General features: G+C 64.5%; 9 protein-coding genes. 2 read left to right on the forward strand and 7 right to left on the reverse strand.

The window, feature by feature from the left end; all coding sequences use genetic code 11:
* Positions 1-841 (forward strand): dihydroxy-acid dehydratase (locus EN914_RS09015; protein WP_206527192.1); only part of this gene is annotated, 841 nt, incomplete at its 5' end.
* A gap of 68 nt (positions 842-909) precedes the next feature.
* On the opposite strand, the gene EN914_RS09020 is transcribed toward EN914_RS09015, so the two are convergent.
* The 4 genes from EN914_RS09020 to EN914_RS09035 all read right to left on the reverse strand — a co-directional run bounded on the left by EN914_RS09020 (position 910) and on the right by EN914_RS09035 (position 7,597).
* Positions 910-2,574, reverse strand: a complete 1,665-nt coding sequence (locus EN914_RS09020) for a VWA domain-containing protein (RefSeq protein WP_024504810.1) — start codon at positions 2,572-2,574, stop codon at positions 910-912.
* 380 nt (positions 2,575-2,954) lie between these two features.
* A complete protein-coding gene (locus tag EN914_RS09025; RefSeq protein WP_013530232.1) occupies positions 2,955-3,917 on the reverse strand; it encodes a GlxA family transcriptional regulator in 963 nt (320 codons plus the stop codon).
* 56 nt (positions 3,918-3,973) lie between these two features.
* Positions 3,974-4,873 carry a bifunctional methylenetetrahydrofolate dehydrogenase/methenyltetrahydrofolate cyclohydrolase FolD gene (gene folD / locus EN914_RS09030; protein ID WP_024504809.1) on the reverse strand — a complete coding sequence of 300 codons (900 nt, stop codon included), beginning with the start codon at positions 4,871-4,873 and terminating at the stop codon, positions 3,974-3,976.
* Between the two features lie 180 nt (positions 4,874-5,053).
* On the reverse strand, positions 5,054-7,597 hold the full coding sequence (locus EN914_RS09035) for a GumC family protein (protein WP_024504808.1): 2,544 nt from the start codon (positions 7,595-7,597) through the stop codon (positions 5,054-5,056).
* A 198-nt stretch (positions 7,598-7,795) separates the two neighbouring features.
* Between EN914_RS09035 and EN914_RS09040 the strand changes: the two genes are divergently transcribed.
* Positions 7,796-9,091 carry a lipopolysaccharide biosynthesis protein gene (locus EN914_RS09040; RefSeq protein WP_024504807.1) on the forward strand — a complete coding sequence of 432 codons (1,296 nt, stop codon included), beginning with the start codon at positions 7,796-7,798 and terminating at the stop codon, positions 9,089-9,091.
* A 79-nt stretch (positions 9,092-9,170) separates the two neighbouring features.
* Here EN914_RS09040 and EN914_RS09045 read toward each other — a convergent pair whose 3' ends face one another.
* The 3 genes from EN914_RS09045 to EN914_RS09055 all read right to left on the reverse strand — a co-directional run.
* Entirely contained in the window at positions 9,171-10,094 is a 924-nt protein-coding gene (locus EN914_RS09045) for a DUF6492 family protein (protein ID WP_024504806.1), read from the reverse strand.
* A complete protein-coding gene (locus EN914_RS09050) occupies positions 10,091-10,885 on the reverse strand; it encodes a WecB/TagA/CpsF family glycosyltransferase (protein WP_024504805.1) in 795 nt (264 codons plus the stop codon). The genes EN914_RS09045 and EN914_RS09050 overlap by 4 nt, the downstream gene beginning before the upstream one ends.
* A partial coding sequence (locus tag EN914_RS09055; protein ID WP_127389051.1) for a glycosyltransferase family 4 protein occupies positions 10,882-11,933 on the reverse strand: 1,052 nt, incomplete at its 5' end. The genes EN914_RS09050 and EN914_RS09055, both read right to left, overlap by 4 nt.

An 11,933-nucleotide genomic window follows, 5' to 3' on the forward strand; every position in this document is an offset into this window, starting at 1 on the left:
GTCGGAAGCGGTGCCGCTGCTGGCGCGGGTCTATCCGAACGGCCTCGCCGACGTGAACCATTTCCACGCCGCCGGCGGGCTCGGCTTCCTGATCCGCGAACTGCTCGACGAAGGCATCCTGCATGAGGATGTGCAGACGGTGTGGGGAGAAGGCCTGCGGCCTTATGCGGTCGAGGCAAAGCTCGGCGCCGACGGAGGCGTGGTGCGCGAAGCCTCGCCGCGGACAAGCGGCGACGAGAAGGTGCTGGCGCCTTTCAACAAGGCGTTCCAGGCGACCGGCGGCCTGAAGGTGCTGTCAGGCAATCTCGGCCACGCCGTCATCAAGACTTCCGCGGTGAAGCCGGAGCGGCGTGTCATCGAGGCGCCGGCCAGGGTCTTCGACAGCCAGCAAGGGCTGAACGATGCGTTCAAGGCAGGCACGCTGACCGGCGATTTCATCGCCGTCATCCGCTTCCAGGGGCCGAAGGCCAATGGCATGCCGGAACTGCACAAGCTGACCACCGTGCTCGGCATCCTGCAGGATCGCGGCCAGCGCGTGGCGCTGGTCACCGACGGGCGCATGTCGGGCGCCTCAGGCAAGGTGCCGGCGGCGATCCATGTGACGCCGGAGGCGGTCGAGGAGGGTCCTATCGCCAGGATCCACGAAGGCGACATCATCCGGCTCGACGCCGATGCCGGCACGCTGGAAGTGCTGGTGCCGGCCGGCGATTTCGCGCTGCGCCGGACGGCGGATGCCGATCTCATCGGCAACGAGTTCGGGTTCGGCCGCGAGCTGTTTGCCGGCTTCCGGCAATTGGTCGGCCGCGCCGATCATGGCGCCAGCGCCTTCGGCACGGCCTGACGGCAGTTCTGCGCAACCCATGAAAAGGGGCGGCACTTGGCCGCCCTCTTGCGGTTGTGCATACGATTCTATTGCACGGTTAGCTCGGCTCGCTCGCCGGCTTTGACCGTCACGTTGCCTTCTTTCGAACTGTTGTCGGATTTCTCCGAGACGACGGCATAGTCGCCCGCCGGGATCGCTGCCTGGTACTTCTGGTCGAATGCATAGCCAAGCGACTTGCGGTTGCCGTTGATGTCCTTCTTGGCCTCGAAAATCTCGATCTTCGAGGCTCCCGGCGCGGTGATCGCCAGCACGCCGGCATTCATTGCGATTTTCAGATCCTGAAATTCGCCGACCTTGACGGTGAACGGCTGCTCGACAACGGCGAGATCAACCGTCGCAATCAAGACATAGTCATCGGCCGGCAGATCGAATTTGCTGTCGGGTCCGTAGGCATAGGTCACCTCGTCCCTGGTTCCATCGATCTTCTTTTTTGCCTTGAGCACCTTGAAGCCGATGCCTGAACCGTCCGCCTTGTCGCCGCCGGCAGCATAATAAGCATTGGCAACGACATGGCCGACACCGACAATCATGTCCTTTTCCACGGTCTTGCCGGCAGCCAGCGGAATCGTTTCGGTAGCCACGCCCTGCCCGATCGTGACCGTCACTTTCTCGTCGCCGGCCGGCAACACGGCTTTCGTGGTCCCATAGAAGGTGGCGGGCATGTCAGCACCCGGATAATCGATGACGATAGCCGCGCCATCGACGACATCTGCCCCCTCGCTCGGTCGCGGATGGATGATGAGCGTGCCGGCATTCAAGTTGAAGAGAGGCGCGTAGACTTGGCCCGCCTCGATCTTGACTTTCTGCTCGGTCTTGGCCTGGCCGTCGCTGGCCACGACGATATAGTCGCCCGGTTCCAGATTGGCCTTGTAGGCGCCGTATTCGGTACTGACGTAGTCGCCGCGCGTGCCGTCGGGTTTCGCCTTGTAGATCTCCCAGGCATTGCCGTCAGTGACGGGATCGCCGCCCTCGGCAAGCACCGCTATCGGCAGGAAATTGAAGTCCGGTTTGGCCGGCTCGGGCGCGGGTGCCGGCGCAGGTGCCGGAGCCGGTTCAGGAGCAGGTGCCGGCGCCGCCACGGTCTCGGCAAGCGCCTCCTGCAGCGCCTTCTCGTCGGAGGCCTGGATGTATTTGCCGCCGGTGTTGTCGGCGAGGCAGGCGATCTGCTTGCCCTCGTCGGCGGTCAGGCCGAAGCCGACGACATCGGCGGTGAAGTCGACGCCGGATGCCTCGAGCTCCTTGCCAAGCGCGCAGGGGTCGCCGCCGCATGTTTCGAGCCCGTCGGTGATGAGCACGACGGTCGCCTTGTCCTCGGTGTATCTCAGCGCCTCGGCCGCCTGTTTGACCGCCGCCGTCAGCGGCGTCTTGCCGAGGAATTTCAGGCTGTCGGCGGCGGCCGAAATGGCGCTGCCCGAACCTGCCTGCGGCGGCACGATCAGCTGGATGTCGTCGCAGCTGCCCTTCTCGCGATGGCCGTAGGCCATGAAGCCGATCTCGTCGTCGGTGGGGACCGATTGAAGCACGGTTCGAAGCGACTCGCGGGCGATTTCGAGCTTGGGCTTGCCGTCGATCTGCGCCCACATCGAGCCGGACGCATCGAGAATGATGATGACCTTGTTTGCGGCGAAGCCGAACGTCGTCATCGACAAAAGGAGGATCGCCGCAGCGACGCCCCGTGCAAGTCCCGCCATCGAAATCTCCTAAATCCGCCCCTGATCCGGGCGGCAAGCTATTTGACGCGGCGCCGGGACACAAGTCCGGGCGCCCGGTGCGCAGGGCTGCGGACCCAGCTTAACAAAAGTCCTGACGACAGCCAGTTCGGCGGCGGCAGCAGCCTTTTCCCCGGTAATAGGAATTTTTTCTTGACACCATGACCTCAGCTAAGGTACATATTTGGCTATGGTGCTGATTTGCGCCGGTGACCCGCCGCAATAGGCGGGTTTATTCGTTTGATTCGCCCGTCAGCTTACGCGCGGCGAAGGCCCCGAAAGAACCCATTAACCCGAATTCATGGCCTTGGCCCGATGCGCCGGGGCCGAATGCCGAACTTTCAACCAAAACGAAAACCAGCTTAGTAAGTCGTGCGGCGTTCTTCCGAAGGCGGCCTGCCGAATTGCAGCCGGTAGCTCTGGGCGAAGTAGGAATGCGAGGTGAAGCCCGTCGCGATCGCCACGTCGAGGATCGGCATGTTGGTCTGGCGCAGCAGTTCGCGCGCCCGCTCCAGCCGCAATCGCATATAGTAACGGCCGGGCGTGACGCTGAGATGGCGCAGGAACAGGCGCTCGACCTGGCGCACCGAAAGGCCGGCGGATTTGGCCAGCTGTACCGCCGAAAGCGGCTCGTCGAGGTGGTCGGCCATCAGTTCGACGATGCGCCTGAGCTTCTCCGACTTGCCGGTCAGGTCGCGTTCGGGTCCGACGCGCTGACGGTCGCCGGCCGAGCGGATGCGTTCGTGCTGGAACTGGTTGGCGACGCCATTGGCCAGGTTCGAGCCGAAATCGCCGCGCACGATCTCCAGCATCAGGTCGATCGAAGTGGTGCCGCCGGCACAGGTGTAGCGCTTGCGATCGATCTCGAAGACGTTGCCAGTGCAGTTGATGTCGGGGAATCGCTCGACGAAGCCGGCACGGTTTTCCCAATGGATGGTGCAGCGATAGCCTTCAAGCTGGCCGGCCTCGGCCAGCAGGTAGGACCCGACCGACAGGGCACCCAGCGCATTGCCGCGCCGGCCCCAGCTTCGCAAAGCCGCCAGCACCTTGCTCTTGCCGGGGAATTCGGTCGTCAGCCCGACCGAGACGAAAAGGATATCGACCGGCGGCAGGTCGGCAACGGCGTAGTCGATCTTGAGCGGCAGGCCATTGGAAGCCATCACCGGATCGCCATCGGCCGACACCGTGGTCCAACCGTAGAAGTCGCGGCCAAGCAACCGGTTCGCCGACCGGAACGTATCGATCGCGGCAGCCAGCGAGAACATGGAGAACTTGTCTACCAGCAGGAATGCGAACTGCCGGCCGCCTTGAACGGGGTCAGTCATGACCGGCCGTTCTGAGGGAACACTGGGGTTCGGCAAAGCTGCAGCTTTCTGGCGGGTCAGAAGGACGGCCGTTTCAATCCGGCCGCAAGGTAGGCGGAGGCTAACGTATTGGCCATCAGCATGGCAATGGTCATGGGGCCGACACCGCCGGGCACCGGTGTGATGGCGCTGGCGGCCTTGGCCGCTTCGGCATAGGCGACATCGCCGACGAGGCGGGACTTGCCCTCGCCCTTTTCCGGCGCCGGGATGCGGTTGATGCCGACATCGATGACGGTGGCGCCTGGCTTCACCCAATCACCCCTGATCATCTCCGGCCTGCCGACGGCCGCGACAAGGATATCGGCGGTGCGGGCCAAGGCCGGCAGATCCCTGGTGCGGCTGTGGGCGATGGTGACGGTGCAGTTGGCGGCAAGCAGCAGGTTGGCCATCGGCTTGCCGACGATGTTGGAGCGGCCGACGACGACGGCGTTGAGGCCGGACAGGTCCTTGCCGCGCACCCGCTCGATCAGAAGCATCGAGCCGGCCGGCGTGCAAGGCACGAACGCTGTTTCGAGTTCACCGGTGCCGAGCTTGCCGACATTGATGAAGTGGAAGCCGTCGACATCCTTTTCCGGCGCGATGGTCTGGATGATCTTGCCGGCGTCAATGTGGGCCGGCAGAGGAAGCTGCACGAGGATGCCATTGATGGCCGGATCGGCGTTGAGGTCGCCGATGATCTTCAGCAATGCCTCTTCGGAGGTTTCGGCCGGCAGCGTATGCTGGACGGAATGAAAGCCGCATTCCTTGGCGGTGCGCGACTTGGACGCGACATAGACCTGGCTGGCCGGATCCTCGCCGACGATGACCACGGCAAGACCGGGCTTGGCCTTGCCCTTGGCGACAAGTTCAGCCGTCAGGGTCTTGACCGTCCCCACAACGTCCCCGGCAACGCTCTTGCCATCAATCACTTCAGCCATGGACCACCCTCAACACCAGAATGCCCAAGCGCGTCGCTTCCGGAAGCGACGCGCTTTTCGATCTTTCACAGCGTGGCATCTTCACGAAAAATCCAACATGCAATCCCGCCAAAGCGCCGTCCCATGCCGTTTACGCGAAACCGGCATGTTTTTGTACGGCACCGCGCAGATTTTTGTGGCTCAGAAGTAGCGGCGGCGCGTGCGGCTCTCGGTCAGTTCGCGAACCGCTTCGCGGAATTCGCGCAGGCTGGCGCGGATTTCCTCGATTGGCGCTTGCTGCTCGGCATCCTCCACGGCCCGCGACGGCTCCGCCGATCGCTGATGAGGCTGAGGCGCCTGCTGCTGCGCGACGGGCGGCTGTGGATAAGACTCGGAAGCGGGCTGAGCCGGATCGGACTGCTGCCCGGCATTGGCGGCCGGCATCGAACGCGGATAGGGATAGCCCGGCTGCTGCGCGTAGCCCAATGGCTGCGCGTAGGGATAGAGCTGCGGCCCGGAATATGGCCGCTGCGTCATCATGGGAGGCGGCAGTGGCGGCTGCGCCGTCTGCTGCGGATGGCCGCCGGGCTGGAAAGGTGGTGCCGGGTATGCTGTCGCGACCGCCTGCCGGGGCTCGAAGGCCGGCGCCGGCCGGGGATAGGCGCGGTATTGCGGATCCTGCGTTGGCTCCCCGTTTTCGGCAGAGGCCCATTCGACGGTATCGAACGGCTCCTCCCGGGATGGCCTGCGCGAGACGGACTTGTGCAGCCTCGACAGCAAGGCACCGATCCGGCCGGGACCTTCGGCCGGCGAGCCCTCGGCTTGCTGGACAGGCGGTGGCACGGCCGGCGGTGGTGATGCAGGCGGGGGTGTCGATGGCTGCGGCGCTGGTGGTAATGGCGGCGCCGGCGGCGGCGCTGCCCGATATGCCTTGTCTTCGTAAGGCGTCCGGCGTTCGTCCGTGCCATGGTCGCGACGCGAGCGCGAATTGGCGGTGTCACGCAGGCTCTCATAGGCGCCACGCATGGCTCCGAGGCCAATGCCGGAGGCGAAACCCAGCAACAGGCCGGCAAGCGCGACCACGACCCGCGACGGCCCGTTCGGCTCAAGCGGCGCGAAGGCCTTCGAGATCACATTGATGTTGGCTGTGTTGATGTCCTTCTGCTCGCCGGTCTCCTTGGCGCGCAGCAGGTACTGTTCGTAGACGGAACGCTTGGCGGTCGCCTCGCGCTCCAGTTCGCGCATCGACACGAGGTCGCTGTTGACGTCGCCGCTGCGGACCTTCAGCTGCGCCAGGCGAGAGGCAAGATCCTGTTCGAGCTGGACGGCGCGCTTGAGGTCGACCTGCAGCGACGAGCCGATGCGGCGCAGCTCCGAGGCGATGCGGTCGCGTGCGCCGGCAATCTGGGCATTGATCGCCTGGAGTTCGGGGTGACGCGGGCCGAGCCGGATGGCGGCGCGGTCAGCTTCCTGCTTGAGCGACGCATATTGCGAACGCAGATCGCTCATCGTGTTGGAGTTGATCTCCTCCGGCAAGGTACCGGTGAGAACCGAATTGACGTCGACCGAACGCGCCGAGGCCGCCCGGGCGTTGAGTTCGAGCGTGCGGGCGCGCGCGACCGACAGCTGCTCGTTGAGTTTCAGCATCTCATCGTCGCTGATGAGATGGCCCTGCGCGTCAACGAGATCGTGCGTGGCCCTGAAATCCTCGACCTTGCGCTCGGCTGCCTCGACGCCCTTGCGCAACTCGTCGAGCCTGGCCGTCAGTTCGTCGGTGGCGCGGCCTGCGGTGTCCGACTGTATCTGGCCGAAAGTCTGCAGGAAGACATCCGTCATCGTGTTGGCGATGAGGGCCGATTTCTCGCCATTCTGCGTGGTGGCGCTGACGGTGATGACGAAGGTCTTGCCGCCGCGCTCGACCGAAAGGCTCTCAGCCAGGTTGCCGACAGCAAGCGCGCGGCGACGGCTGTCGTCGACACCCCCCGGCCCATCATTGCGGGACAGGACGGAGCGAATGAGCGACATGACGCTGAGGCCGCCGCCGCCTTGCCCATTGAATTCCGGATCGTTGACCAGATTGAGCTTGTCGACGACCTTGTTGAGAACAGTGCCTGATGTCAGCACCCGAACCTGGTTCTCGACGATGGCCAGCGTGGCGTCGGAAGCGACGACCGACTGGGTGAGATCGCGGTCGGTGAGCTTCAGGTCGCGCGGGTCGACGATCAGTTCGGTGGTGGCCTCATATTTCTTCGGCGTCGACAGCGCGATGGTGATGCCGAGCGCGGCGCCCAGCAGTGTCGTCGTCACGATCAGCAGCTTCGACTTGCCGACACCGCGCACGACCTGCATCGGATCGATCAGCGGCTTCCACTGCTGGCTGTCCGTGCCGTCGTTTCGGGATAACGACGCGTCGCCTGCAGCGTAAGGTTCCGATGTATGATCGGCGCGACGTGCGCCAGCGGTTTCGGCGGCACCGGGCTGTGTCCGTGGCGTGGTTTGCGCGCGGTAGGCTTGCTCATGATTCCCGTCGGCCGCGACCGGATCCCCCGACAGTTTCGGGTTGCGCGCCTCGCGCTGCGAGCGGGCGAGGCGATGACGCGTGGCGGCGTCCTCGCGCCATGACGGGTCTGCCCGGTCGCCGATCGAGACCAGCGACGCGTCGGGTTCGTCGCCACGCACAGCCTGGCCCAGCGCCAGCAACGAGCGCTCGCGCTTCCAGTCTTCGCGGTTTTCCCTGTCGACCATCGTCTGGAACTTTACCCTTGGCGACCTGCGAACGGAGATTGGCCATTCGTTAAGCCACGCTAAACAGGCATGGAAAACAAAAGGTTAATTTTCCCGCGCCGAAGCGTCGGTTTCTCGTTTCGGTTGCATCTATTTTCGACACAAGCCCAGCCGCCAGAACGGCACGTTAAGTTTTCCGGCCTAGGCTCTCCATGAGACATGACGCAGGCCAGTGACATACCGCAAAGGCGGCCCCTCGCCCGGATCGGCAGCTTTTTGGCCGAACGACGGGGGCTGCTTCGCGACTATTTCTCAGCGATCAGCGGTGCCGGTGGGCGACTGGTGTTTTCGCTGGCCTATTTCATCGCGCTGGCCAACACGCTGTCGATATCCGAATTCGGCATGTTCGCCACCGCGTCGGCGGCCGGCGTCATGCTGTCGCGCATCCTCGCTTTCGGGTTCATCTCGGCGCTTTACCGCACCGCCACCATCCGCCCCAATCTGATCGGCACCTTTTCCGCCGGCTTCCTGCTGCTCGGCGTGCTGTCGCTGCCGCTGCTGGCCGTGGCCTCGTTCGGCGTCTATCTGCTTTTCTTCGCCGACACCGTGCCGCTGTCGGTGTTTGCCGCAATCGTCTTTGCCGAGGCGCTGTTGTGGCGGCCGGTGGAGGTGGCGCTGATCGTCAACAACGGCCTGGGCAAGTTCGGCCGTGCCGCGCTGCTGGCCATCCTGGCGACCGCGCTGCGGGCGCTCGGCGCGGTGCTGTTCATGTTCTCAGCGCAACACAGCGTCTGGATATGGTCCTGGTTCTATATCGGCGCCAATGCCGCCTCGCTGCTGATTGCCTTCGGCTTCTTCTACCCGCGCCAGAAGCTGCGGCTGCGCGTCGAGCTGTATCTTCGGCGATTGGCCGATTCCATCTATGTGGCCGGCGCCGAAGTGCTGTTCTACCTGCAGATGGAGTTCGACAAGCTGCTGGTGCTGGCGATCGGCGGCCCGCATCTGGCCGGCATCTACGCCATCATCATGCGGCTGGTAGACCTGACGGCCATTCCGATCCGCACCTTCTCGATGATGCTGGTGCAGCGCATGATGCGCGCGCCGGAACTGTTGTCACGGCTGGCGGTCAAGAGCGGCATCGAAGGCGGCGTTTTCGCGGTGTCGACGCTGGCGCTCTTGACGCTCGGCATCGTGCTGCATTTCTTCCCCAATGCGCTCGGCAAGAATGTCGCCGAGGCCGCCCCGCTGGTGGTGCTGGCAATCTGCGTGCCGGGATTGCGCAATCTGGTCGAATACCAGGCCGAGCTTTTGTTCGCACGCGGCCAAACGCTGGTGCGGGCGCTCAATCTCGGCCTGCTCGCCGGATTGAAGGCGCTGTTGCTGACTTATGTGCTGACGACCATCCTCGACACGCCGAAGCTGGTGCTGTCGCTCAATGTCGTCTTCCTGCTTCTGTATCTCGCCTCGACGCTGCTCACCTATTCGGCGATGCGCAGGCCGGCCAAACCCGTCTAGGACTTTCTCATTTGTACATGACTTCTGGACAAACGGAAATCGTTGTCCGAGAAAACCGGTTTCCGCTTTTCGGGATGATCTAATCCAACCCAATCAGACGGCGGATGCGGCCGATATCGGTGCCGATGAAGGATTGCATGCCGATCGCCACCTGCTCCGGCGCCATGGCGGCAACGAAGCGGCGGAACTCGTCATCCGAAAGCGCTTCGCCGGTCCAGTGCACGCGGCAGAACTCTTCGGAACCGTGGAAGTGGCCGGCTCCGTCCAGCAGATCGTCGACATAGCGGCCGTAGATCATGCATTCGGAGAATTTGCGCGCCGAGCCGACGACCTCGACCCAGTTGCGACCATGGACCCTTTCGATCGCACCGCACATCGCCAGCACGGTGTCGCGCCGCCACGCGATCAGCGTCGAGATGTAGTCATGGTTCGACATCCGGGACGGGTCGATGCCGAGTGCCGAGCCGGCGTTGCGCGACCAGATGCGATGCTCCTCATGACCTTCGTCCGCCAGCACAGCGTCGCGGCGGAACAGGCGCACCTTGCCGTCGCGCCAGAAGGCGCTGCAGTCGAAAGGTTTCAGGAACGCAACATCGGAATCACAGAAGATGAGCACGTCTTGAGATGCATGCGCCGAGATGGCGATGCGGCGCAACTGCTGCACATGCCAGCCGCGCAGCGGCTGCGTCTTCAGGCTGAGCCAGACGCGCCGGCGAAACAGGCTGAGCGGGTCGTCGAAGGCGTGCAGCCAGCGCGGCAGCAATTCCCGCTCGTCGACCACCGTGCGGCGGCCGGTCTCCAATTGGCGAAACAGGCCGACATCGCGATGCTCGACCAGGATGTAATGGTGCGCCGCGCCGGAAACGTGGCGATCAAGTGTCTCACACAGCAGGCGACAGCGCTCGAAATCGGGCGCATAGCTTGCCGTCACGATTGCCGCCGTCGGTGTCTGCCGAAGCGGGCTTGGCTCGACAGCAGCACCTGGCACGAACCTGCTGTTCATTTGATATCTCCCGCGGCTTCGGGCGCAAGCGAGAATTTCTGCCTGACGACGCGCAGCAGGAACAGCGGGTTGCCGACCACATAGCGGCGCCACAGGCGGCCCGGCTCGACAGCCAACCGGAACAGCCATTCGAGCCGCAGCCGGCGCATCCACAAGGGCGCGCGGGGCACCGCGCCGCTCAGGAAATCAAGCAACGCGCCGACGGCGATCGGCAGCGTGCAATGGCGCGCGTCGATATGGCGTTCGATCCACAATTCCTGGCGCGGCACGCCCATGGCCACGAGCAGCACGTCGGGCCGAAGCGCGGCAATCCGGTCGACGATTTCCTGCTCCTGCGAAGGGGGGAAATAGCCGTCATGGATCACCACGAACCGGTGCTGCACGGCCAGTGCCGCCAGCTTGACCGACGCCGCTTCTGCGTTGACGCGCGTCGCGCCGAGCAGCCCGACGGTCAGCGGCGTCGTCGAGGCCTGCAGGAAGGCTGGGACGAAATCGGTACCATTGAGATTGTCGGGAAACGGCGCCCCGTAGAGGAGCCTCGCCGCCAGATCGATGCCGATGCCGTCGGGCAGGATGAGGAAATCATCGAGTGCTTCGGCGAACACCGGGTCGGTATAGGCGATGTTGGCATTGTGGGCGTTGAGGAAACTGACCTTGGTGAAGCGCCGCTCGGCAATCAGCCGGTTCAGCAGGGCGATGGCATCGTTCCAGCGGACCGCAACCACCGGGATGCCAAGGATCGTCTTCAGCGTGTCGAGCCCGAACGCGGCGCGGGCGGAATGCATGTTCATGCAAACGCCTCCTGCCTGAGAGGGGCGAGCTTTTCGAGGCCGAGCCGGATGGCAGCGTCGAGCGCCTTGACCTGCGAGCCCCGGAACGCGCTGCCGTCAACGTCGCGGATGTCGGCCGCCGCAGCCTCGAGCGCCCTGGCGAAGGCAACGGGATCGTCGGTGACGACGCAATTGGAAGGACGGTGGTCGATGCCGCGCAGCGAACGGCTGGTGGCGACCGAAGGCAGGCCGAGCTCGAAGGTTTCGATGGTCTTCAACTGGACGCCGCTGCCGGCGGTGCTGATCAGCGGGATGACGGCAGCACCGCGCACGAAAGCTTGCGCGTCGGGCACGCGGCCGACAAATTCGACACCCGGATGCTTCGACGCGACGCCCGAAGGCATGTGGCCCGCAATGCGGATGCGGAAATCGGGCCGCAGATGCGGCACGACCTTGCCCAGGAACCAGTCGAGGCCGATGCGGTTCGGCTGCCAGGTCCAGGTGCCGATCAGTGCGGCGTCGCAATCGGTGCGGCGCGGGCTTTTCAGGGTTGGCGCCTGGGCACCGGTCACCAGCGGCAGCACCGCCGAGCGGTTGTCGGAGGCGACACCGAGTGCGGCGCGGTCTTCCTCGGCTAGGGTGAAGACGAAGCGCGCCCGGCGGCAGAGACGCTCTTCGACGGTCTTGAGCAGCCTTGCCTCGCGGCGAAACAGCAGGCGCTGGAAGAGACCGTCGGCGGCAGCGGCATTCTCCCGCGCCGAAAGATGCTCGACATTGTGGGCAACGAAGATCGAAGGCCGCTCAGCGAACAGCTTTTCGAAGGCGCCGGCGAACTGCACGGAATTCAAGACATAGCCGTCAAACGGTCCGGCACGCTCAATGGCAGCGAGAACATCTCTGTCGGACACGGCGCGCAGCTTGACCGACGCGAAGGTGAGGCCCGAAAGCAGCGCCTTGCCGACCCAGGCCAGCTTTTGCCGTGCGGAGGCATTGTCGGTGCGCACGTCGATCGCCCCGAGCACCACGGTGTTTTCGGGGTCGGCCGCGGGCTTCCCCGGCCAGGTAAAGC

This window comes from Mesorhizobium sp. M7A.F.Ca.CA.001.08.2.1 (genome assembly GCF_003998455.1).
Classification (GTDB): domain Bacteria; phylum Pseudomonadota; class Alphaproteobacteria; order Rhizobiales; family Rhizobiaceae; genus Mesorhizobium; species Mesorhizobium ciceri.

Bases quoted from the DNA above. Each gene is read 5' to 3' on its own strand.
- EN914_RS09050 (WP_024504805.1), bottom strand. From the start codon at position 10,885: ATGAACATGCATTCCGCCCGCGCCGCGTTCGGGCTCGACACGCTGAAG.
- EN914_RS09025 (WP_013530232.1), bottom strand. From the start codon at position 3,917: ATGACTGACCCCGTTCAAGGCGGCCGGCAGTTCGCATTCCTGCTGGTA.
- EN914_RS09035 (WP_024504808.1), bottom strand. From the start codon at position 7,597: ATGGTCGACAGGGAAAACCGCGAAGACTGGAAGCGCGAGCGCTCGTTG.
- EN914_RS09040 (WP_024504807.1), top strand. From the start codon at position 7,796: ATGACGCAGGCCAGTGACATACCGCAAAGGCGGCCCCTCGCCCGGATC.
- folD (WP_024504809.1), bottom strand. From the start codon at position 4,873: ATGGCTGAAGTGATTGATGGCAAGAGCGTTGCCGGGGACGTTGTGGGG.
- EN914_RS09045 (WP_024504806.1), bottom strand. From the start codon at position 10,094: ATGAACAGCAGGTTCGTGCCAGGTGCTGCTGTCGAGCCAAGCCCGCTT.
- EN914_RS09020 (WP_024504810.1), bottom strand. From the start codon at position 2,574: ATGGCGGGACTTGCACGGGGCGTCGCTGCGGCGATCCTCCTTTTGTCG.